We start from the raw sequence: 23,116 nt of genomic DNA on the forward strand, positions 1-23,116 counted from the left end.
GCCCGCCTCCCTCTTGTTGGTTGACGTATGAGATAAGTAGATCGGTCTTTAGCTTGCGGTCTTGATGAGTTCTCTTTCGGAGTCTGTCTCATTACCTCTAAGACTTTGTACGAGGGGTTCCGGAACCTCTCTGGTTAGAAAGTCGGGACGGTTTCCCGATGGGTCTTCCTTGCGGTACTGCAGATACACCCCTACTGAGAGGATCGTAAAGATCATCCCCGTAACCATTACCATCAGTACCAAGTTCTTTAGTATCCAGGACATCTGTCTCTCCTTTGCCTGTTGTTTCTCTATGTCTAATAAGCTAAGGCACCAAGGTAATGACAACGTAAAGAAAACACACAGCCTAGGTAATGCTTTGATGTGTGATTCATGAGCTTGCGCCCAGATACTCCTTAGAGAGAGGGACCTACGGCTACCAAAGTAGGCTAGGGAGGTCGGGCTTTGATCGAAGATTCGTGAAGTTTGCTGGATAGGCCGTACCTCACGTCCAAAGAAGTGGTATAGCGAGATTGTCTTTCGTAGTAATTACTGCAGATCTGGGACTTAGACTAGTGACATGAAGCGCCTGCCTTTTTATCTGCTTGATATAGCTGCAGTACTGTCATTTGTGATAATCGGTCGTTCAGCTCACGGTCACGCCGATAACCTTGGCGGCGTCTTTCGAACGTCATGGCCCTTCTTACTAGGAATGGCTGTAGCGTGGGGAGTGCTTTCGCTTTCAAAGATCTCGTTCTCCTCCCCGCTAGGAGGGGTAACAATAGTCTTTACCATTGTGGTTGTCGGCATGACCACGAGAGTGATTGTCGGGCAAGGAACAGCTCTAGGTTTCATTGCGGTCTCCTTAGCTTACTTCTCCCTTACCTCGGCACTTGTGCGCATAGTGTTCACGCTGTTTCATCGTCGGTCGTCTCTAAAGAAGGCCGTGTAGCTGAAAGGCCAGCAGCTCAATCTCAGGCCGGATGCACAACCATCACTCGCAACGACGACATTTTTTCTATCTGATAGGTGGTCGAACCCAGTAGGGCTTGAGATGCCATGGTCCTTCTCCTGGATCCCACTACCACAACCCCGACGTGCAACACTTCAGCATATCGAATCACCGTCTCTGCGCAGAGCCACCTTAGAGCAGACAGCACCGATCCGGTCGCCGCAATATCAAAGGCCGCAAGCCACCTTGATGCTTTATCAACCAACTCGAGAGCTTCTGACTCCTCTTCAAGATAAAACCTTGCACCTCTTGCCTGATCCCACAGGCGCAAATGCACTACGTGTACGGTGATAGCTGACGACTTGCTAAGTTCCCCGACAGCTCCAAAGTGCCGCTGAAGAGAGGGTTTCGTCGTTCCCAAGAGGAATCAAGACCTTTAGTGTAGAGTCGCTTCTATCTTGGTTGCTGTCAGAAGCACCAAGGCTTTGGGTGCGTAAGTACTCCTCGATCTCAAGCAGTGCCTTCGATTTAGCCTCTATTTACCGGAGCAAGTATCCTTCGCTCCTAACACCAGCAAGGGACGCCTAACCCAAAGTATCGGTCACTAAGACGCCTCGATCTCCCTGGTATTCCTGGTTGGGTCTCTGAGGGGCTTTGCCTGAAAGAGAACGCTTCGAACTTCAGATCCGTTGCCATAGCAGCAAACTAGCTCTCTAAATCAGTCGCCCAATCTCCTTTAACGACATGTTGATGGGCTGTTAAGAACTGTTAATGACTACGTGAACAGCTAAGGCATCGAACTTACAGATCTTTCAAATAGCCCATAGCCTCATACATCTCGATCTCTGCTCTTCTTGCCATGTCATCTCTGACAGCCTTTGCGTCTCTTAGATCTCTGTTTTGGCTCAGCTTGAACTTGGCATCAGTCTCTCGTACTAGAAACTCAACACCCACGACCGCTCTAAGCTGGGAGTCTATAAAGTCACGTGGGGCATCTGAGACATTCCACGGGTTCTTTGAGATCACCTCGAACTTCTCGGTAAGTCTCGTTACCACGGTCTCTATCCAAGAAGGTTCCTCGTGTATCTGCACCGTTCCCCTAAGTGCCACCTTTACATAGTTCCACGTTGGCACAACCTTTTGATGTTCTACCTTGGAGGGGTATACACTTGGCGAGACGTATGCGCTAGGGCCATGCACCAACACAAAGGCATCTGATCCATCAAGGCATCTCCAGTGCGGATTCGCTCTAGCAAGGTGTCCAAGAAGTCGCAACACGTCACCCTCCTCATCTACCACAAATGGGAGGGTGGAGAGTTGAAACTCGTTGTCGGAGTAGGATATGAGGTCACTTGCTCCACTGTTTCTTAGCACGTCTAGGGTCTCTTGTTGCGAACGAGGCTGGAAGTGGCGAGGAATGTACATAGCAGATACCCTAGGCGCATCAACTGTTCAACATGATAGTTCCAAACACCAAAAAGTGCTCCTAAATCCTTTGTTCTAAATGCAGACAATTGCCTTGACCTGCAGTTCGTCAATATTATCTCTTTGAAACGACGCAACTCTTCACTGTCTTTGTAACCCAAACACCCATCCAGCTGTAACTAGCAGAGAAACTCCCATCAGCGCACCTTAACGCATCTATCTCAACAAGAGCGGACTTTCGTCTAACAACGCATGCACGCCAAAGCTTACGTTCGCCACTTGAGTTATCCTCAGATCGACGCACGAGCTTCCAAGTGCCAACGCTTCTGCACGGCTAAGCGAGTAGATCTCTTGCATCCACGTCACCATATGGTAAAGGGCGTCGGCCATAGCCACGTTTAGGTCTGGGTCGAAACCGAAGGTCAACCTTCCCTTGGGGGTTACTGCGTGCACAGCGTCGATAGGGGCTTCTTTTAGGACCTCAATCTTTATGTGACTGGTCATCGCACACTCTATGGCCGTCCCACTCACCTCTCCATCACCTTGAGCCGCATGACCGTCACCCAGGCACAACATTGCACCGGGAACGGTCACCGGAATGTATAAGGTGGAGCCAGCAACCAGCTCCTTACAGTCGATGTTCCCTGCTCCCTTTGTTCTTGGTGGTATCGTCGAGTACTCTTCCTCAGAGTCTGGCGGCATACCGACCACACCAAGAAATGGGGCTATCTTCCTTGAGATACGGAACTGGTTGGTAGCCAATTGAGTCCCTGTGTCGATCGACCAAAGAAGCCACCTCGGTCCCTCTTTTAACACCTGAAGTCGACGATTGAGTTCGTTGTCCAGCACTCCGGCCGCTGTCCAGCCCCACGAACTTGGGGTGAGGGCGAGAAACGAGACCGCCAAAACGGTCCCCACCTCTGCTCCGATAACCTCGATCGGTCCTACAAGACAGTGACCTCTTCTATCTGGTAATAAAGTTTCAACCTTCTCACCTGGAAAGCTGTGACGCCTAAGCGACCCCGAGGCATCCAGAGTACTTACCAAAAGTTCGTCTCCGGACCTTACGGTACATATCGGTTTCTTCCGCGTGGTAAAGACATCAGTCGCAGTAAGTGGAGTGGAATCCACTATCACACGGCCCATTGGGAACCCCCTGTCTCAATCTCATCCAACGAACAGTTCCCTTGCTGGCTAAGGTTCCACAAAGACGCCCTGAGAGGTCTGATAGTCGTAGCTGTATATGTGTCTTCCCTTTGAAAAGGCAAGTTCTACCCTTGACATAAAGTCCAAAGGGTTACCAGACCATACACAAAGATCTGCGTCTTTCCCGACCTCCAGAGATCCGACCCTGTCGTCGATACCCAGGATGCGAGCCGGATTTATCGTCACAGAAGCGAGCGCCGTCTCTTGATCGAGGCCCTCCTTGACCGCAAGCGCCGCTTGATAGATCAGAAAGTGTATCGGCACGACAGGGTGATCCGTGGTTATGGAGATACGAACTCCCTTTTCCACAAGCCTTGCAGGGTTTTTGAGCGACCTATTTAGCAGTTCAACCTTTGAGCGGGCGGTAAAGAGAGGTCCGATTATGACTGGAATGTCCTTTGCAGCCAGTCGATCGGCTACTAAATGAGCTTCTGTTCCGTGATCTATGACCAGATCGTATCCGAACTCTTCCGCTATGCGAAGAGCAGTCATAATGTCATCGGCTCTATGAGAGTGCTGTCTCCAGGGAATCTCACGAGATAGCACCTTTGCCAGTGCCTCAAGCTTTAGGTCCCTCTCAACAAAGCCCTCTCCATCGGCTTGATTATCCAACTTTTTCATGTAGTTCTGCGCCTGTACCAGCGCACTTCGTATAACGGCTGCCGTTCCTAGACGCGTACTTGGCATCTGTTTCTTATCACCATAGACCCGCTTGGGATTTTCTCCGAGTGCTGACTTCATACCGCTTGGACTCTTCATAACCATCTCGTCTATCACGCTTCCAAAACAACGAAGAGTAACGGCCTGTCCACCTATAGGATTACCCGAGCCAGGATTGACGTTGACGATCAACACCCCTCCTTCGATCGCCTCTCGAAATGCGATGTCGCTAGGGTTGACTGCGTCGATAGCCCGTACATGTGCGGTATTAGGATCTGTCATCTCGTTGGTATCGTTGCCAGCCCAGCCGTTGGCCTCCTCGTGAATGCCCACATGCGTATGTGCATCGATAAATCCAGGTAAGATCCATTTTCCAGAGGCGTCTAGCTCGTGGTATCCCTTTGGGATCTCTTTACTTGAGTCCAAGATCTGCTCTATGACTCCCTCCGATATAACTACCGTCCCGTTCTCAATAACGTCACCCGTTATCGGAACCACACGGGCGTTCCGAATAGCTAGTGCTCTGGGAAGCTCTTCCATAGTTGTCACCGCTTCGTCCTTCCTATCTCAAACACGCTGTTGTACCTCTAAGGGTCAAGAAGCTCCCTATCCACATGGGTGGAGATGATTCTCTAGTTGCGCTCACGCCCTTTCCACAGATCTAAAACAGTATCGCTCCAAGGACATATGAACTAGTTATGTCCATCGAACCAGCTGAGGTGGCGCTCGACGTAGTCCTGCATCTGAGACGGGGTACGAAGGATATGAAAACCGCCGGGGTACCTTACCATCCGTGCCTCCTTGCCAAGAGCCCGTAGTCCTTGAAATATCTCCTCTCCCTGCCCAATTGGACACCTAAGGTCTCCTTCCCAGTGCAAGATCTGGGCAGGTGTAGTGACCTGTGGTAGATAGGTAACTGGGGAGTGCTCAAGGTAGTACTTTGGATCCTCCCATGGTGTTCCGCCAGACTCATAGGCATTGAAGTACGGGATGTCTGTAGTTCCATACATGGAGACTAAGTTGGTGACTGGAGCCGATATGCAGGCAGCTCTAAACCTTGAGGTATGGCCGATGGTCCATGAGGTCATGTACCCACCGTAAGAATATCCAGCTACATAGAGACGCTTCGGATCGGAGACCCCTTTTTCGATCAAAAGATCAAGTACCCCCATGAGATCTTGGAAGTCTCTACCTCCCCAATCTTTGACGCACGCCGTAGAGAACCTCTCCCCAAAGCCGTGACTCCCTCTTGGGTTTGGAAGAACCACCACATAGCCCTGGGCTGCCAGAGACTGATACAACGGCATCATCGACGCCTGAGGATGCCACCCATGAGGGCCACCATGGATCTCAAGTACCGTCTTTTGTGGAGTTCCCTCACGGAACTCCTTGGGATAGATAACAAAAGAACGGATTTCAAAGCCATCTTCTGTTGTATAGCAGATCTGCTCGAGCTTTCTTAGCTCTACCTCTTCAGACAACGTTGCGTTGAAGGTGGAGATCGTCTTGAGTCCCGAGCCGTCTTTACCAATCCTCTTTACCTCAGCATAAGAGGCTGCCCAGACTCCGAGAAAGAACAGATGCTCCTTCGAACCTACCACGTTCATGATCTGGAAGTCATCTATGAAAACAAGCTCAAGTTTTTGTGGCTGATCCTCTCTGACCGAGACAGAGAATATCCCTTGCCTTCCACCGTCGTTCGCTAGAAAGTAGATGGTGTCGGAACCGTCGTCGCTCCATACATACGGCTTTCCCAGCGTGGCCTGAACCCCCCAAACAGGACGATCCAAAGACCCGGTCAAAGATCTCGGCTTGCCGGAACCGTCAGATAAAACCACCCTTAGTTCAGAGTTCTTGGAGGAGTCACCCGGATCGTTCTCGTGACCCACAAAGGATATGAGGCTTCCATCCGGAGAGAACTGAGGCGAGGCTGCAGTCCCTACCTCGTTTGTAAGACGTATAGGCTCGTTATCTCCTTCTACGTCCACGATCCAAAGATCCCTCCGTTGATACATTCCCCTTTGATCCGTTCGGTCGGATGTAAAGGCTATCTTCTTACCGTCCGGAGACCAGATAGGCTCAAAGTCGTCGAAGTCTCCTTTCGTAAGCTGACGTTTGTCCTTCGGAGTTTGAAGCTTGGTAATAAAGATGTGTGAACGACCATCGTCGAACCGGCCGATACCGTCGAAGCGGTTGTAAAGGTCGTCCCAGACAGTGGGTTTTGAGCGTTGTATCGAACTTTGTTGCTGTGCCTCGCCAGCTCCGTCTTCTCCATCTTTCGTCTTTGCCACGTAAGCGAGCGCCGATCCGTCAGGTGACCATGCGAAGTAACTTACACCTAAAGGCTCACTCGTAAGCTCCAGCGGTTCTCCCCCGTCCAAGGAAGCGACCATAATCTGACCCTTACCCTCTTTGGTTCTAAGGAAAGCCAGGTATCTTCCATCAGGCGACCATCTCGGAAAAGAATCTTTTTCACCGTAGCTGAACTGTCTTGAGCCCCCCTCTATCCCAAGTGTCCATATAGTACTTGACATGGAGTCAGTCCCTTTATCAGGCACCGACACTACGTGGGCGAGCCTCTTGCCATCGGGAGAGAGATCGAGATCACTCAATCCCTTTATCGACCATACGTCACTCGGTTCAAAACCACGCATACAATTCACATCCTCTTGCTAAGAACTCCTCAAACGAAGCCATCTACTTCTAAAAAACTCGACCTTGCTTATCTAACTTGATCCGCCCTGGCGTCTAGATCTTTGTTTGACCCGATGCACTAGCTGCCTCTTCCAGCGGTTCTACAAGCGGAAAGTGGCAAGCTGCGTAGTGCTGATCACCAAAGGTCCTAAGCTTGGGCTCTTCTATGGCGCAGATCTCCTGAGCCCTTGGGCAACGCGTTCTAAACCTGCATCCTGAAGGGGGCGCTATTGGGCTCGGGAGCTCACCCGATATCACCCGCTTCTTCTTGTCCCGCTCGATCTCTGGGTCCGGAAGAGGGATAGTGTCTATCAGACCTTGTGTATAGGGGTGAGCAGCCCGAGAGTAGAGATCATCTCCTCGTGCCAACTCCACCAGTTTTCCTAAGTACATAACGCCTATACGATCCGCTAGGTACTTCACCACAGCAAGATCGTGTGATATCACCAGATAGGCCATGTCATGGGAGACCTGGAGTCTCTTCATTAAATTTAGAACCTGAGACCGTATCGATACGTCCAAGGCACTAACTGGTTCATCAGCAACGATCAGCTTGGGGTTTAGGGTAAGAGCCCTTGCCAAGCCGATCCTTTGACGTTGCCCACCGGAGAACTCATGGGGAAAACGCTCTAGAGCCTTGGAGGGCAGACCCACCTCTCGCATTAGAGCTATCGACCGAGCTTCTTGATCCTTGGCACTTTCTACACCTTGGATGCTAAGGGGCTCTCGCAAGATAGCGGCGACCCGCATCCTCGGATCCAATGAACCATATGGATCCTGAAACATCATCTGAAGATCTCGGCGTTTTTTGGCTAGCGTCCGACCTCGTAGAGAAAATATATCCTCACCATTTAGAAGAACCTTACCTGAATCGGGCCGTTCCAGGCCCACTATCATCCGACCTAAGGTGGACTTACCACATCCAGACTCTCCCACCAGACCAAAGATCTCCCCCCGCCTCACCGTCAATGAGACACCGGAGACCGCATGAACCTTTCCGACCTTTCTCTTTAGGATTGCTCCTGAGGTCACGGGGAAGGTCTTTTCGAGATCTATAACCTCAAGAAGCGGGGTCTCCCCTTCTCCCGCTCTTTCTCGTACTCCATGAGAAAGAGTTACCATCTTCTCTGGCTTTAACGGACCGTCCATAACGGGGTGGAAACAGGCTACGACGTGATCCTCCGATCCAGAGAGAGACGGCTCGCTCTCTTGGCAGTCGCTCTTCGTGTATGCGCACCTTGGAGCGAAACGGCATCCCGGCGGAGGGTTGGTGAGGTCGGGGGGTATGCCCGGGATAGAAAACAAGGTCTTTGTATTGTCCTGATCCATACGGGGTATCGATGCCAGCAAAGCCTGGGTGTAAGGATGGCGCATATTTGAGAATATCTCTTTGGTCCCAGTCGCCTCAACCATCCTCCCAGCGTACATAACGTTTACCCGGTCAGCTCTTCCTGCTACGACTCCCATGTCGTGAGTGATAAGAAGAATGGACATTCCAAAGCGCTCTTTTAGGTCGTCTAGGAGCTTTAGAATCTGTGCCTGAATCGTTACGTCCAAAGCGGTCGTAGGCTCATCCGCTATCAGAACCTTCGGATCACACGACAGAGCTATTGCAATCATAACTCTCTGCCGTAGACCACCAGATAGTTGATGTGGGTAGTCAGATAGACGCTCCTTAGCTCCTGGTATACCAACCAAATCAAGGACCTCTATAGCCCTGTCTACCGCCTCTTTCTTCGAGCCACCTCGGTGGAGCAGTACAGGCTCAGCCACCTGTTCTCCAATCGTCTTGGTCGGATTTAGGGAACTCGAAGAGTCTTGAAAGATCATGGCGATATCATTACCACGAATCTTACGCATCTCGGCGTCTGGCAGACCGACCAGCTCTCTGCCCTCAAGCTTTATCGAGCCACCAACGACCTTGCCACCTGGAGGCAAAAGACCCATGATGGACAGACCTGTTATGGACTTACCACATCCAGACTCTCCCACCAACCCCAAGGTCTCTCCTGCGTCTATGTGGAGGTTGACATTACCTACCGCCTGAACGACACTTCGGGAAAGCTGGATGTGTGTGGAGAGATCCTCTATCTCAAGAACTCTTGTCACGAAGCAATAACCCCTTCTACGCCCTAGCGGCGGCGCAATCTGACATCGACAGAATCTCTCAAGGCGTTTCCTATGAAGTTACACGCCATCACGACCAGAATTAGGCTTATACCAACTGGGTAAACTAACCACCAATATCCGTTGCCTAACGCCGTATTTGCAGTTGAGAGCATATCCCCCCAATCCACATGCGGATACTGGAGGCCAAAGCCCAAAAATCCAAGCAAGGCGATCGCGATAATTGCATCCGCCACCTGAAAGGTAATGTTGACGATCACTACCGACAAAGCGTTAGGCAATAAGTGCCTAAAGATCAGCCGGGTTCGACCACTACCCATGACCTTTGCAGCGGAGACAAAGTCTCTAACCCGCAAGGAGAGCACCTCTCCTCTTATCAGCCTTGCGGGAACGAGCCACGCAAAAAGACCTAGGATCAAGCTAAGGCTCAACACCGTCCCGCTATAGCGGGTCGCCACAATAAGAACGATCAGAAGGTAGGGAATGGAGAGAATCACGTCGACTATGCGCATCATAACGCCGTCTAGTAGACCCCCAATCAGCCCCGAGATGGCACCATAAAGGCTCCCAATTACTGTTGCAATAATGGCAGCAAAAAACCCGATCTCTAGCGCCGCTTGACCCCCCACCATCAGTCGGCCGAGCTCGTCATAGCCGTTGTTGTCCGTTCCAAGTGGATGACCCGAACCCGGAGGTAGATCAGAGTTGAGTACATTTCCCGAGATCTGATTCGAGTGGTACACGTGAGGACCCACGTAACAAAAAAGCACAAAGAAAATCAGTATCCCAAGCCCCACAATCGCCAGCTTGTTCTCTGCAAAGGATCTAACCGCCAGCCGCCAGCCGCTCGTAACGGTGTCATCCACTTCACCGCCGTCCAATGGATCGGTAATCCCTGGTTCAAAGGGACCGATCCCACCGCCTAAGTTTAGTGGTGACTCTTCCACGCCTTCGGTCTCTCTCTCCTCCATCATGACAGCCTCACTCTCGGATCTGCGATCGTGATCGCCACATCGGCTATGAAGTTTCCCGCCACGGTCAGGACACCTGCGATCAAGGTATAAGAGAGCAGTATCGGATAGTCCTCATTCTGCAAAGCGTTGTAGAACATAAGACCCAGTCCTGGATAGTTAAACAGCGTCTCGATGAGGAGGTTTCCAGCAAGGAGAGCGGGGACGGAAAGTCCTATCAGAGTGATCATAGGCAGTATCGAGTTTCTAAGGAGGTGCCCTGTAAGTACCGCCTTTTGCGACAGACCCTTCGCTCGAGCAAGCCTTATATAGTCCTGCCCAAGTCCGTCTAACGCAGAGGAGCGCATGTACTGAGAGTACCCCGCTACCTGAATCGCAACGAGATTTAGGATCGGGAGGAACATCGCTCTTGGGTCTTCGATAACTCCTATGACTGAGACGGACTGCGAAGCCTCTGGAGGAAAGATCTTCAGACTTAGAGCGAACGCTTGTATAAGGAGCAGACCGAGGAAGAAAGAGGGCATGGAGTAAAGAGTGAAGGCTCCAGAGGTGACGATATAGTCTCCAAGGTGATTCCGCCTTACAGCCTGATAGATGCCCAACGGAATCGCTATAAGGATCGCAAGCACCAAGGACACTCCCGATAGATACAGACTGCGCAGAACGTTTTCCCCTAGAACCGAAGTAACCGGTTGGTTCAACTTGTACGAGTATCCCAGATTTCCGTGAAGAAGCTGGAGAAGATAGTGCCAATACTGGATAACGATCGGATCGTCGTAACCGTTTGCCTTATTGAAAGCCGCAACCGCCTTGGGAGAGGCGTGAAGACCCAACACCGCCCTTCCAGGAGAGCTAGATATTAGGTGCAGCATGGCAAAGGCGACCATTGAGATTCCAAGAACTACTACAAGGGAAGTTACAAAGCGACGGAAGAGATATCCGGCCAAGACATGCTTCCTTTCTTTTCTTTAGACGCCTCGGCCCGAGCTCTAGAGCCCGGGCCGAGTCCTTACTTTAGATTCACCCTAAGGCAGCCTGCCTACTTGGTAAAGTACCAGTACTGAGGTAGAGGCTGGAACTGGGTAAGGGCTGAGAAGGAGTTCTCGTTGGTAGCACTCAGACTCTTGCTCACAGCGTAGATGAAGTCAGACGCCGGTGTAAAGAGTGCTGGCTGCTGCTCCGTGAGGTAAGAGGCCTCCTGCGATACAGCGTTGGGATTAGACCCATACACCGAGTTACTGATCAACTTGTTTGCCGTTGCATCTGAGTAGCCACCGAAGTTGAACGACCCACCTGTGTTGAAGATGTTGTTAGTTGTCGGATAGTCAGCTGCGCTGAACCCTCCAAAGTCATTGATGGCCCACTTGTTGTTGTTGGCTGGAGCGCCAGCAACTGAGTAGTTGGACACAAGGAAGTTGAAGGTCTTGGCGTTTAGCTGAATGTTTATCCCGACCTGTTTCGCAGCGGCGGCGAACGCCTGAGCCTGCTCACCAAGTATCGGCGGCGAGTTGGTATAGAACATCGTCGGAGAGATCGTGGCATGAAGCGGTATACCAGCTCCACAGTCGCCAGAAGCCGTGCCAGGCTTTACACACTCAGTCGTTCCGTTAGGAACAACCTTCCACCCGTGGCTCTTTAGCAGATTTGCAGCCGCAGAGATACTGTAGGGATACGGGTTGTTCTTAGCGTTGGCCGGGGTGTAAGGGCTAGGAGGAGACACTCCGATCGGACCATAGTCAGGAACCGCAGCACCTTTATACAGACCTTTTATGTATGCGGTTTGGTCCTCTAGGTGAGCTAGCGCCTGGCGCAGGTACAGCTGAGATATCTCGCTACTCCAGTTTCCAGTGGTGTCTGTAAAGTTATAGAACGCCGCTTGGAACCCAAAGTCAGGGAGACCGTAGACGTTGTACTTAGACTCAATCCTGGACACCTGGGGTAGAACTGAGAAGTCTACTCCTCCCACCGTCAGGTTGCCAGCGATTAACTGGTTGAACTCAGCCTGGACGCTCGTAAACGTTACTCCTTGCAACTCGGAGAACTGCACCTTGTGTCCACCAAAGTGAGGGTTTGGCACCATAGTAAACGCTCCAGTGGAAGGTGTGAACGACGTAAGGCGCATAGGGCCATCAACAACCTGCCAAAGCGGATTGGTTGCATAGGTAGACAGGTCGTTCGCCTGCTGAGAAAGGTAGTTGTAGATAGCCGTTGCGTTCGCCGGCACGGTGTAGTCAAGGTGCGGTCCGTTCGCCGAGGCTATGTTCCAAGCCGTAGATGGCATTGGAGTTATAAGACCTAGCTCGTTATCGGTGAAGAAGCTCGTATTATAGCTCCTGGTAAGCTGCAGCGTAACGGTGTACTTGCCAGTGGCGGTGGCTGAGACCACGTTATCTGGAAAGAAACCAGGGGTGTAGTTTCCAAAGTTGGCAGCGCTCTCTTTGACCGCCGCCTTCAATTCATCGATAAAGAAAATGACGTCGTTTGCGTCCACCGGAGCCCCATTTGACCACGAGTATCCTGGCTTTATCGAGAACGTCACGGTCTTGCCGCCGTTAGAGTAGGTAGGCATGTTGGCAAGGCTTACCGTCGGGTTGATCTCTGGGATCGTGCCTACCGTACCCCAATAAAGAGGAACAAAGAGATAGTTCTCAAACTCATAAAGGTTATAGACCGAGCTGTTTGCGGCTGGAACAATTGGAAAGATGTAGTTCGGGTTTGTACCCGACAGCTGTCCAAAGGTTATTACACCGCCTGACTTAGCAGGAAGCCCCACAGGGGGCAACGTGCCGTACAGTCCGGGTACTGAACCCGCTGTACCTGCAGACGAACCCGTCGAAGCTTGAGTTGTCGCCGTGGATGACCCTGAGCCACAACTAGCAAGCGTCACGGCCGCTGCCAATGCTACACCTATCGGGCCGACCTTGGAGGTTCGACGGCGAAGGCTGTCTGTTATTCTGTATACACTCACGAACTTGACTATAACACATAAGAGGATCGCCGTGTTCGCATCGTCTGTAAATGAAAAGTAAACAAAAAGTTTCCCAGATGGTCACCGGAGTGAAACCAAAGCGAGTCTGTCGGCTATTTTCTACCTCTAACTGCACTTTTGATAGATAGGATCACGAAAAGCGATCTTTAGAATCGTAGATAAAGATAAGAATTAGCTAAGAGTTCTGCCTTAAAAACCTTGGATACGTCTCGAATCACTAAGGCGTGTTCGTCTTTGGACCGCTCCTACAGGGTTTGTTTGTCTTGGTTGAGACGGTCCTCAAACCACCCAAGAAACAGCTTTGCCCGCTCTACGCGATGCTTTGGGGACCCTGAACGGGACAGCTCATGATTCTCGCCAGGAAACCGCACCATCTCGACGCTACGACCTAACAGCTTTAGCCCCACAAACAACTCCTCGGCCTGGTTGATTGGACACCTCAAATCCTCCTCAGAGTGGACTATCAAAAGTGGAGTCTCTATCTCCTTGATGTAAGACACAGGCGAGTTGCGCAAGTAGAGGGAGGGATCGTCTAGATAGCTGACACCCACATAGCTCTTTATGAATCCAGCTATGTCGGCGCTGTGTTCCATAGTTAGTAAGTTATTACACGCCCTCTCAGAGCAGGCGGCTTTGAAGATTGAACTGTGGCCGATTACCCAAGAGGTCATATAACCACCGTAAGAACCACCGGCGACACCAAGGCGGTCTTTGTCGACCCATGAGAAGTTCTCCAGCGCATGCTCTACACACGCCATGACGTCCTCGAAGTCAACACCACCCCATCCAGAACCTGGGTCCTCTTCACACTCGGGCCACCTTATACTACGCCCCCAGGCTTCGCTATAGCCCAAACTTCCCCGAGGGTTACAGTAAAGCACACCGAATCCACGAGCACTCTGAAGCTGAAACTCATCGAAGAGGTGGTTACCGTACTGGGTAAAGGGTCCGCCGTGCACGTTCAGCACCACCGGGTAGCGCTCACCAGGCACCGCACCCTTAGGGGGCATAGCCCAACACTGCACCTCGGTCCCATCTTTCGACCTTGCATAGAACTCCTGTGGTACAACGAGATCGATCTCGCCCAACAGATCGGCTGTAAAGTCTGTGATCTTAGACTCGGACGAGACCTCCAACAGCCCTGAGTCTGTTACTTGGAACTCTGCCATGTGCAGCTCTTCCAAGGTCACAGAAGACGTAGATATAAAGTACAGGGCATCTTTAGAGGCGGTCCAGTCGGAGATCCACCTATTTCCTCCCAACAACAGCTGGGGAGGTTCATCCGAGACAGCCGAGACCTGATAAAGGGATATGTTACCGTGATCTTCGACCCCAAAGATCAAAGTGTCACCGCGCCAAAGAGGTGGCCTGGAGCTTCCAAAGGGCGAGCAGTTTCTGTCCAGCTCTGAACTCAGCGTTTTCACAAGACCTGTGTCCACGTCTATGACTGCAACTTGGAGATGTCTGGGGCTAGAGGCTGGCGTAGGGTTGTAAAAACAAGCGATCCTTTCACCATCGAAGGACCAAGAAGGCAAAGCAAAGGCTCTATCAGTGGTAGTTAGACGAGTAAGGACTCCATCTATCAAAGAGAAGATCCATACATCGTTACATAGATCAATGTCTCGTCCCTCATGTCGGGCAGAGACAAAGCAAATCTTGGAGCCATCTGGGGAGAAAGAGATTCCAGATGCGTCGTAGGATCCTTCAACCAGTGTGCTTACCCTACCACCCTTTTTCAGATCAATAAGAAAAATCTTTGACGGCCTGTCAAAGGTCCAACCAACACCGTTTAACCGATACCTAAGTTCTGTAACTTTTCGAGCTGGCATCGCTTTGTCGTCCAAGGGATTTTCTTGCGTGCCGTACTGTAAAGGGTCAGTCTCTCTCGCCACAAAAGCCAGATTCTTAGAGTTCGCAGACCAAACCAGTTCGGTAATCTTCCCAGCGAAGCTGGCTACTTTGATCCTCTCGCCAAAGCCGTCCGCTGGATAGATAAAGACGTTAGAGACCTTACCTTCTGACTCAACGAAGGCAACGCTCTTAGAGTCAGGGGACCAGCGAGCAAGTGAGAGATTCTCACCTTCTAAAAGCTGTCGAAGGGGTCTATCGATGAGGTAAGGCTGATAGAGCCAGATTGTGCTTGCGTATCGATTTTCTTTGAGCCTAGGATCCACAACATTAAAGACCACCTTCTGGCCGTCTGCTGACACTTGAGGATCAGCGGCCTTTCTGAGTAGTTCGATATCTTCTGGCTCAAATCCTCTTTTTTCCAACTCTCTCTCCTGTGACTTGTCGCTAAAACTTAAAGACCGCCTATCTATCTACAAAGCGGCAAGCTAGACGTCCTTACCTTGCTAAATTGAAAGCTCTTCCAGACGTCTAACGGCAAGCTCCGCATACAAAGCCGCTCCGTCCGAAAGCACATCATCGCTAAAGCTTGCATAGGGAGAGTGGTTGTTCGGAGCAGATGTGTAGTTCGAGTCATCTGGGCATGCACCTAGAAAGATCATCGCACCTGGCACATGATTTAGGACTCTTGAGAAGTCTTCTGCGCCTGTAACAGGATTGGTCATCTTTACGAGTCGTTCTGCCCCAAAGACCTCGTCAACCACCTTGGAGACAAAGCCGACCTCATTTTCATCGTTGATGGTAACGGGATATTCAGTCCTAAACTCCGCCTCCACCTCAAGTCCATATGCGTGACCGATACTCTTACACAGGCGCACCGACTCCACTGCTACCTGCTCCCGAACCTTGGGGGAGAAGGTACGAATCGTCGCTTCAAAGGTAGCTGACTCTGGAATGATGTTTCGTTTGGTACCTGCGTGAAAAGATCCCACGGTTACAACGACGGGTTCAAATGCGTCGATGGAGCGAGTTAGATAGGTCTGAAGAGCGCCAACCATCTCACAGGCTGCAGGTATCGGATCTTTTGCAAGGTGCGGTGCAGAGCCGTGACCCCCAGCGCCAATCACCTTTACCGCAAGCCCGTCTGATGCTGCCATCATCGCTCCTGGCCTCGATGCAAAGGTACCTGACCTCCACGTAGAGGACATAACATGTATCGCATACGCTGCACTTGGGAGCTCACCACTTGCTCGTAGGACTCCCTCTTTTATCATCTCGCCCGCACCGTCGAAACCCTCTTCCCCTGGCTGAAACATAAACACCACATTGCCCTTTAGTGCGTCCTTACGGCTAGCCAGCAGGTGAGCTGCGCCTACGAGCATAGAGGTGTGAAGATCGTGCCCGCAGGCGTGCATTACCCCATCACGTGTTGATCTGTAAGGCAGATCAAGGTGCTCCGTAAGAGGCAGTGCATCCATGTCACCCCTCAGAAGTACTGTAGGACCTCCCTCGCTACCACGCAGAACGGCCGTGACCGATGTGAGTCCCTCTCCTTCCGATATGGACAGACCCAGTCCACTAAGTGACTCGATCACCTTCTTTTGCGTTAGCGGCAGATCAAGACCTAACTCTGGCTCCTGGTGGAGACTGTGCCTTAGTTCCTTGAGCTCGCCGTCTATCGATTGAGCCTGTTCCTTTAGAGTTTTTCCCATCACCGCACCTCTCCATCTCCATCTGTATGCCCAAAGAGCACCACTTTAACCCGGTCAGCTCCGCCTGTTCGGTCTCTTAGGACCCCCAGAACACGGTAAAGTTGTATTCTGCATACACTTTTCACTTCAAACGATACCAGAAATTACAGTTGCCAGTTGGGCACATTGCCATCATCGTTGGCTTTACCACCAAAAAACACCTATCGAAGACAGATAGAACGGAGAGAGTTCAAGCAAACAAAGGGGTTGAGAGGTTACATCAGTCGAAATGGAGATCATCTAAGGACATGGGACCGCTCAAAGTGATGCGTCCCGGTAATAGTGGAGACTCCTAGTCTTTGGAGGTGGAGTTCGAGTGGCGGCAGTAAGGATATGCTCATTAGAACCTCGTGATCGTGCTATTCGAATTATCAATTATTAGTGATCAATGATCACTGAGGAGATTTCGGACCTCCTCACCAAATGAAACACGAACTCCCCTTAGCTATGCAGCCTGTAGCTTAGCGACTTGTTCGAACTGAATCGGTGATAGATAGTAGATGCTCGCGTGAAGCCTCTTGTGGTTGTACCACTTAGATCCAATCAAAGATCTCGGAACATGGTTCCTCTCGTGTGCTAAAGTCGGTTCGGTAGACGAGCTCTTTTTTGAGTGACACCCACAAAGACTTACGCCATAGCATTGTCAAAACTATCCCCGACCGTTCCCATCGATTGATGCATGCCCTAGATCTTCAACATCTCTTGCGAAGTCGTCACTTGTGTATTGGAACCGTGATCACTGTGGAAGATCGTTGTCCGCAACACCGCTGTGCCCCAAACGGTTTTTGCCTGGTTAAGGGCACGAGTGAACAGTTGGGTGTCCATCGTGTCGCTCATCTTGTAGCCAAGTATTCTCCTCGAACACGCATCCATGATGATGACCAGATAGAGCCATCCTTCCTTTGTACCGATGTAGGTCAAATCTGAAACCCTGCGCTTGTCAGTCGCGTCAACGGTTAAGTTCCGTTTCACGAGATAAACGCTATTTCTGGCATGACGATCAGGTCTCGTCTTCGATGGTATTGGTACGACCACAAGCTCCCTGGACACCGAGTTCGTCCATAACGCGACCGACGGTAGCCACCGAGACCTCGATGCAGCGACTCCAGAGCTTACGTGTGAGCCTCGGAGCCCCATAGATGCTCCGATTTGCCCGAAAGGTCTCTACAACATGCTTGCCTCTTGAGGATTTCATGGGCCTTAGAGGCCACCTCGTAGAGTTGGCGCCCCTCGGTGTTCCAGCGGTAGTAGCCAGAGCATGAGACCTTACAGACTTGGACAGAGCACTGAGACTAGGAATTCGGCCTTCTGGGCATCGATGAACTGATAGATCAGTTCCCGCCGGTCTCCTTCACCTAAAGATGGGCAGAAAATCGTTTTGAGATTTCTTTACACCACTTACTAGCTGCTCGTTCATGTTGGCGAAGCCTACGGTTCTCTGTCGCAAGATCCGGTGTTACCCCTGCAACTCGTCGCTCCTTGCGGGCTTTGTCCACCCAGTTCGACAGCGTGGCCTTCGAGATACCAAGATCCTCGGCAACTTGCCTCAAGGGCAGGTTTCCGCTCTCGACGAGTCTCACTGCGTCTTTTTTGAATTCGTCACCCGAAAATGTCGACGAGTCTTCTCACTCCTAGTTTTCTGTTCTTGGCGTTTCTCCCATACCTATATTCTTCTTGTTCTAAAGGAGAACCGTGTCCCGTATCGTAAGTAGCTTCAGTGTCCACATTCAACGCCATTCAAGATGTATGCTTGGCGCATAACCATATCGAAGACCAAGGAAGCATCGAGGAGATGACGGTAATGTCCAAGCGCATTATATTTACAGGAGCTGAGGTGTTCGACGGTACGGGTTCGGCACCTAGGCGATGCGACATAACGATCGAAGACGGTAGATTCCTAGAGATCGGAACATCCCTGGATGGAGACGAGGTGGTGGATCTCACTGGATCGACTGTTCTACCTGGTCTATTTGACTGCCACGTTCACGTTACCTCATCGGGAATCGACTTTATGAGACACATTCAGTCTCCCTTTTCCTACCAGTTCTACCAGGCAGAACAGAACCTTATGGCAACATTGGCCTGTGGGATAACTACCGTCAGAGATGCATCAGGTGCAGACCTCGGCGTTCAACGGGCCGTGGAGGACGGACTGATAAAGGGACCTAGATTGCAGATCTCGGTAACCGCCCTGAGCCAAACCGGAGGGCACGGTGACGGCTGGATGCCATCGGGCTGTGTGATACCTCATTCAATTCCGCATCCGGGACGTCCAGCAGGTATAGTCGACGGTCCCGTCGAAGCAAGGAAAAAGGTTAGAGAACTTGCTAGAGCGGGCGCAAACGTAATCAAGGTGTTCACCTCTGGCGGAGTGCTATCCCCACGAGACAACCCTCGACATGCACACTTCAGAGACGACGAGCTCGATGCGATCGTCATCGAGGCAACAGCACTCGGTATGTTCGTTATGGCCCATGCTCAGGCCACAGACGGCATCAAAAGTGCAATACGTGCAGGTATCCGTTCGATCGAACACGGAATATTCCTCGACGCTGAAGCGATCGAGATGATGCTAGACAAAGGAACCTGGCTGGTGCCAACCTTGGTTGCACCAAAGGCCGTTATCGATGCAGCCGAGATGGGTCTCTCGGTTCCCGAAAGCTCGGTTCAAAAGGCCAAGGAGGTTATGGAGGTTCATAAGGAATCCTTCACACAAGCGGTCAAAGCGGGTGTAAAGATTGCCATGGGAACCGACTCAGGCGTAGGACCGCACGGAAACAACCTTGAAGAGCTATACCTAATGGAACAGGGAGGTATGCCTATCTACGACGTATTGGCCGCTACCACGTCCTCGGCAGCGAAGCTGTTAGGTTGGGATGAGCAGCTGGGTACGATCGAACCTGGTAAACGAGCCGATCTTGTGGTTCTAGAGGGCCCTTTAGGCAGTACCTTGCAAGGGATAAAGTCAAAAATTAAAAAGGTCTACAAAGACGGAGTTTGCGTAAGCAGTTAGAACGAGTCCCCTGCGGAGGATCACTTAGCTCGCTTACGAGGTGATCCACTAATCGTCCTTTGCAAAGCCGGACATAGACATATCCAAGAGTCCAATGCGGCTACGCTCGCAGTGTTGCGCCATCAGATCGTGCGCCCGAGAAGAGTCTCCTGCCAAGATCGCATCAATAACCTGTGCGTGCTCCTCCCAGGAAGCAGGTGCGCGTCTGAGAGCAATAGCGCCAAAGTACCATCTCACCCTCTCTTCTATTAAGGAGACCATAGATCCAAGAACACTGTTTCCCGTGAGATCGACGATCGCAAAGTGCAACTCAGAGTTTTTGTCTCCTATCGCTGCTTTATGCCCGACCTCCATCTCTTTTACACCCTCCTCGAAGACGTCTTTCAGCCTGACAATCTCCTGTTTGTCTGCACGTCCCTCTGCAATCACTACAGCAGCCTGACGGGCAGCCTCCGCCTCTAGCACCGTCCTCACGGAAAAGACTTCATCCACCTCTTTAGCGCTTGGAGTATGAACAAAGGCTCCAAACCCTTTCCTTAGATCAACCCAGCCGTCCTGTGCTAAAAGCTGCAGAGCCTCTCTTACTGGGAGACGGCTAACACCTAGGGATTGAGCTAGCTCAGTCTCTACAGGATGGGTCCCAAAGGGTAGGTTTCCGCCGATGATGAAGGACTTCAGGGTCCGCGCTACCTCTATCCGCAGTGGATCTGGACGTCTAACCTTACCCATCACTGTAGGAAGAGTTCCTGCGTCAGCTTGAACGTTATCGGGAGATCCCTCCACGGCAGTCGCCATAACCCAACCCTCCACCATCGCCTCAAAGACCACCAAACTACCATGGATAGTTTAAAGCCGTACAAACACCAACAAGGAACGAGACTGACCGACTTCAATGTTACACCCTCCGCAAGGTCGTGTCTCCATCTGCTTGGAAAACCAAATGACGCTCACAAGAAGCATTACCACGGCTTCTAGCGATTAGAAGCCAGATGCGTGCTTTGAGACTTAGACGATTTCACCCTCTCCTCTCCGAGGAACTCTAGGAGAGTCGTCTTAGCAAAAGGTAACTTTAAAGTGGGTAACATAGTTTCAACATACAACTATCTGAAGAGGGCAGGCCATTGGAGAAGAGAAGCATTGGGACACAGGGACTTAGCGTGACCACAGTCGGACTCGGCTGCATGGGAATGAGCGACGCCTATGGACCATCTGACGAAAAGACCAACATCGAGGTCGTGCATAAGGCGATCGAGATGGGGGTCAACCACTTTGACACCGCAGATATGTATGGACCTTTCCACAACGAGGTGCTTTTAGGCAAGGCGATCGCCGGACACCGAGAAGATGTCATAGTTGCCACCAAGTTCGGAAACGTAAGGAAGCCAAGCGGGGAGTTCCTCGGCGTTCGAGGAGACCCCAAGTACGTCAAAGAGGCCTGCGAAGCATCGCTAAAGAGGCTTGGGATCGAGACGATCGACCTTTATTATCAGCACAGAGTCGACACGACGGTTCCGATCGAAGAGACCGTGGGAGCCATGGCGGAGCTCGTCCATGAAGGGAAGGTTAGATATCTAGGCCTGTCCGAGGCATCTGCCTCCACGATTCGACGAGCCCACAAGGTACATCCGATCTCAGCACTTCAAAGCGAGTACTCTTTGTGGTCAAGAGATCCTGAAGACGAGGTTTTATCGCTGACAGAAGAGCTCGGCATTGGATTTGTTGCGTACTCCCCTCTCGGTCGGGGATTCTTGACCGGAAACATAAAATCACCCAATGATCTTGCTGAGAACGACGCTAGGCGACGGCATCCAAGATTTCAAGGTGACAACTTTCAAAGGAACCTTGAACTAGTAAAGCATATCGAGAGACTCGCAACCGAGAAAGGGGTCACCCCTGCCCAGATAGCAATCGCTTGGGTCCTTGGTCGTGCACAAAACCTCGTTACCATTCCTGGAACCCGTTCAATAGACAGACTTGCAGAGAACGTAGAGGCAGCCAACGTGCGACTTGGCGAGAAGGATCTTCAGGAGATCGACTCAATCTTTCATAAAGGAGCCATCGCTGGGGATCGATACCCCGACATGTCTACGGTAAACCGATAAGGACAAGAGGGGAGGCTTTTCATCAGCTCTTTCTAAAGCAGTACCATGTCTCGCGGCAGATCTGTTTCTGTACTTCTCACATACCTCCTACGGGCTTATCGATCTCCGACTAACTCTCTATGTAGATCGAGATACGCCGCAGGTCCTTATCGCAGACCTAAAGCCTCTAGAAGATCTCAGGGATATCCGTAGAGGCCGTAGTCCCAAAGTACGTACTTGTGATCGTCTTTTGTCTTAGAGACGACCTACTAAGACATGTTTTTGTAAGGTTTTAGATGACCATCTAGACCAGCCGAGGTTATGTCTTTGAAACTATAGGGAGCATGTCTACATCGACTACCTGAGACCGAGATTACAGCGACCTAACAAAAACGCAGACCATACACTCTGCTCTTCAACTGACTTCGACGTTAGACGCCTTCTCTCCCGATATATCGTGCTATAGCGCGATACTCTAAGCGTTCTCAACGGTATTTCTCAGAGTCGTCCGCTAGTTATTTTCTCAAAGATTTAATACAAAGACAGGAGAAAGCTAAATGCCATTTCGTCACTTTGGAGAGTTCCAAGGGTTTCATAGCGGCATCTATCTACTAATACCCATGGTGCTGAATTTATTAGTTATAAGCGCCGCAGTACTCTTTGGGATACTGCTTTATCGGCACTTTGCGCAAAACCGTGTTGGAACAACGACCTCCGAGCTCACTGGATATGAGCACCCCGAGGATATTTTGAAGCGACGATTCGCCGAGGGCCTAATCTCCAAGGAGGAGTTCGAGGAAAAAATGTCTACGCTACTACAGCAGACTCACCACCCCATCTAACTGTTGTCCCGCCTATATCTGGAGGTTTGCGAAGTTATCTCCACTACCCTCTTCGCTCTGCCGAGTTTTTTAGCGGATACTGTAGTGTATAAGTCGTAGCTCAACAAGTAGAGCTACAAATTGAAAGAGAAGAGATATAAAAAGTGGCAAAGGGAGCAGTTAAGTTCTTCAACTCCGACAAAGGATACGGATTCATTAGCAGAGACGGTGAGTCCGACGTGTTTGTACACCACACCAACATAGTTGGCACCGGTTACAAGACTCTTGAGGTAGGTCAAGAGGTGGAGTTTGATATCGCACCTGGCAACAAGGGCGATGAAGCGAAGAACGTCAGAGTAATCTGATACCTAATTTGTAAGTGATAATCAGATCCCTACAGGTATCTTAATCCTGGCTACAAGTCACGGAAAGGATCCTGGGGGTCGAGTTGGAATCAGATCCAGTTCGCATGGCGCAGAGATGCATATGCAAACTGGATTTGCTTGTTTTTGAGACAAGGCGTCTCCCAACTTACCGTAGAGGCGCCATGACTCCAGGGACTCAAAGTCGCCCTCCTAATCCACTTTGAAGTTCAAAGA

21 protein-coding genes and 1 pseudogene are annotated in these 23,116 nt (G+C 51.0%); 5 read left to right on the forward strand and 17 right to left on the reverse strand.

Features of this window, described 5'->3' with window-relative positions:
- Window positions 1–48: 48 nt before the first annotated feature.
- The gene (locus tag BUA24_RS04370; protein ID WP_072789115.1) at window positions 49–264 is read right to left on the reverse strand and encodes a hypothetical protein; all 216 of its coding nucleotides are present in this window, start codon (window positions 262–264) and stop codon (window positions 49–51) included.
- Window positions 265–559: 295 nt separating this feature from the next.
- Between BUA24_RS04370 and BUA24_RS04375 the strand changes: the two genes are divergently transcribed.
- The gene (locus BUA24_RS04375) at window positions 560–931 is read left to right on the forward strand and encodes a DUF3054 domain-containing protein (RefSeq protein WP_072789117.1); all 372 of its coding nucleotides are present in this window, start codon (window positions 560–562) and stop codon (window positions 929–931) included.
- A 22-nt stretch (window positions 932–953) separates the two neighbouring features.
- Here the strand turns inward: BUA24_RS04375 and BUA24_RS04380 are convergent, their stop codons facing one another.
- The 15 genes and pseudogenes from BUA24_RS04380 to BUA24_RS13320 all read right to left on the reverse strand — a co-directional run.
- Complete coding sequence (locus tag BUA24_RS04380) at window positions 954–1,352, reverse strand: universal stress protein (RefSeq protein WP_072789118.1); 399 nt, start codon at window positions 1,350–1,352, stop codon at window positions 954–956.
- A 380-nt stretch (window positions 1,353–1,732) separates the two neighbouring features.
- On the reverse strand, window positions 1,733–2,356 hold the full coding sequence (locus BUA24_RS04385) for an FMN-binding negative transcriptional regulator (protein WP_072789120.1): 624 nt from the start codon (window positions 2,354–2,356) through the stop codon (window positions 1,733–1,735).
- A gap of 216 nt (window positions 2,357–2,572) precedes the next feature.
- On the reverse strand, window positions 2,573–3,502 hold the full coding sequence (locus tag BUA24_RS04390) for an acetamidase/formamidase family protein (RefSeq protein ID WP_072789122.1): 930 nt from the start codon (window positions 3,500–3,502) through the stop codon (window positions 2,573–2,575).
- Window positions 3,503–3,550: 48 nt separating this feature from the next.
- Window positions 3,551–4,762, reverse strand: a complete 1,212-nt coding sequence (locus BUA24_RS04395; RefSeq protein ID WP_072789124.1) for an amidohydrolase — start codon at window positions 4,760–4,762, stop codon at window positions 3,551–3,553.
- 152 nt (window positions 4,763–4,914) lie between these two features.
- Window positions 4,915–6,876, reverse strand: coding sequence for a S9 family peptidase (locus BUA24_RS04400; protein ID WP_072789126.1), 1,962 nt, complete (start codon window positions 6,874–6,876; stop codon window positions 4,915–4,917).
- A gap of 94 nt (window positions 6,877–6,970) precedes the next feature.
- Complete coding sequence (locus tag BUA24_RS04405; protein WP_072789128.1) at window positions 6,971–9,025, reverse strand: ABC transporter ATP-binding protein; 2,055 nt, start codon at window positions 9,023–9,025, stop codon at window positions 6,971–6,973.
- 23 nt (window positions 9,026–9,048) lie between these two features.
- Window positions 9,049–10,014, reverse strand: a complete 966-nt coding sequence (locus BUA24_RS04410; protein ID WP_084660186.1) for an ABC transporter permease — start codon at window positions 10,012–10,014, stop codon at window positions 9,049–9,051.
- On the reverse strand, window positions 10,014–10,961 hold the full coding sequence (locus BUA24_RS04415) for an ABC transporter permease (RefSeq protein ID WP_084660187.1): 948 nt from the start codon (window positions 10,959–10,961) through the stop codon (window positions 10,014–10,016). The genes BUA24_RS04410 and BUA24_RS04415 overlap by 1 nt, the downstream gene beginning before the upstream one ends.
- Window positions 10,962–11,053: 92 nt before the next feature.
- Entirely contained in the window at window positions 11,054–12,982 is a 1,929-nt protein-coding gene (locus BUA24_RS04420) for an ABC transporter substrate-binding protein (protein WP_143146385.1), read from the reverse strand.
- 266 nt (window positions 12,983–13,248) lie between these two features.
- Window positions 13,249–15,276, reverse strand: a complete 2,028-nt coding sequence (locus BUA24_RS04425) for a S9 family peptidase (RefSeq protein ID WP_072789132.1) — start codon at window positions 15,274–15,276, stop codon at window positions 13,249–13,251.
- Window positions 15,277–15,357: 81 nt separating this feature from the next.
- Entirely contained in the window at window positions 15,358–16,563 is a 1,206-nt protein-coding gene (locus tag BUA24_RS04430) for a M20 metallopeptidase family protein (protein ID WP_072789134.1), read from the reverse strand.
- Between the two features lie 484 nt (window positions 16,564–17,047).
- Window positions 17,048–17,149, reverse strand: coding sequence for an IS3 family transposase (locus tag BUA24_RS13560; protein ID WP_473234719.1), 102 nt, complete (start codon window positions 17,147–17,149; stop codon window positions 17,048–17,050).
- Window positions 17,150–17,286: 137 nt separating this feature from the next.
- On the reverse strand, window positions 17,287–17,574 hold the full coding sequence (locus BUA24_RS12430; protein WP_072789136.1) for a DDE-type integrase/transposase/recombinase: 288 nt from the start codon (window positions 17,572–17,574) through the stop codon (window positions 17,287–17,289).
- Window positions 17,575–17,602: 28 nt separating this feature from the next.
- The gene (locus BUA24_RS04440; RefSeq protein ID WP_072789138.1) at window positions 17,603–17,797 is read right to left on the reverse strand and encodes a helix-turn-helix domain-containing protein; all 195 of its coding nucleotides are present in this window, start codon (window positions 17,795–17,797) and stop codon (window positions 17,603–17,605) included.
- 160 nt (window positions 17,798–17,957) lie between these two features.
- A pseudogene (locus BUA24_RS13320) lies at window positions 17,958–18,191 on the reverse strand (transposase); the annotation flags it as partial.
- A 203-nt stretch (window positions 18,192–18,394) separates the two neighbouring features.
- Between BUA24_RS13320 and BUA24_RS04450 the strand changes: the two are divergent.
- Complete coding sequence (locus tag BUA24_RS04450; protein ID WP_084660199.1) at window positions 18,395–19,615, forward strand: metal-dependent hydrolase family protein; 1,221 nt, start codon at window positions 18,395–18,397, stop codon at window positions 19,613–19,615.
- A gap of 48 nt (window positions 19,616–19,663) precedes the next feature.
- Here the strand turns inward: BUA24_RS04450 and BUA24_RS04455 are convergent, their stop codons facing one another.
- A complete protein-coding gene (locus BUA24_RS04455) occupies window positions 19,664–20,443 on the reverse strand; it encodes a GntR family transcriptional regulator (RefSeq protein ID WP_084660189.1) in 780 nt (259 codons plus the stop codon).
- Window positions 20,444–20,736: 293 nt separating this feature from the next.
- Between BUA24_RS04455 and BUA24_RS04460 the strand changes: the two genes are divergently transcribed.
- The 3 genes from BUA24_RS04460 to BUA24_RS04470 all read left to right on the forward strand — a co-directional run bounded on the left by BUA24_RS04460 (window position 20,737) and on the right by BUA24_RS04470 (window position 22,882).
- The gene (locus BUA24_RS04460; RefSeq protein WP_072789142.1) at window positions 20,737–21,717 is read left to right on the forward strand and encodes an aldo/keto reductase; all 981 of its coding nucleotides are present in this window, start codon (window positions 20,737–20,739) and stop codon (window positions 21,715–21,717) included.
- A 536-nt stretch (window positions 21,718–22,253) separates the two neighbouring features.
- Window positions 22,254–22,538, forward strand: a complete 285-nt coding sequence (locus BUA24_RS04465; RefSeq protein WP_072789145.1) for an SHOCT domain-containing protein — start codon at window positions 22,254–22,256, stop codon at window positions 22,536–22,538.
- Between the two features lie 143 nt (window positions 22,539–22,681).
- Window positions 22,682–22,882 carry a cold-shock protein gene (locus tag BUA24_RS04470; protein ID WP_072789148.1) on the forward strand — a complete coding sequence of 67 codons (201 nt, stop codon included), beginning with the start codon at window positions 22,682–22,684 and terminating at the stop codon, window positions 22,880–22,882.
- Window positions 22,883–23,116: the final 234 nt, after the last annotated feature.

Origin of the sequence: Ferrithrix thermotolerans DSM 19514 (genome assembly GCF_900128965.1) — a bacterium.
Classification (GTDB): domain Bacteria; phylum Actinomycetota; class Acidimicrobiia; order Acidimicrobiales; family Acidimicrobiaceae; genus Ferrithrix; species Ferrithrix thermotolerans.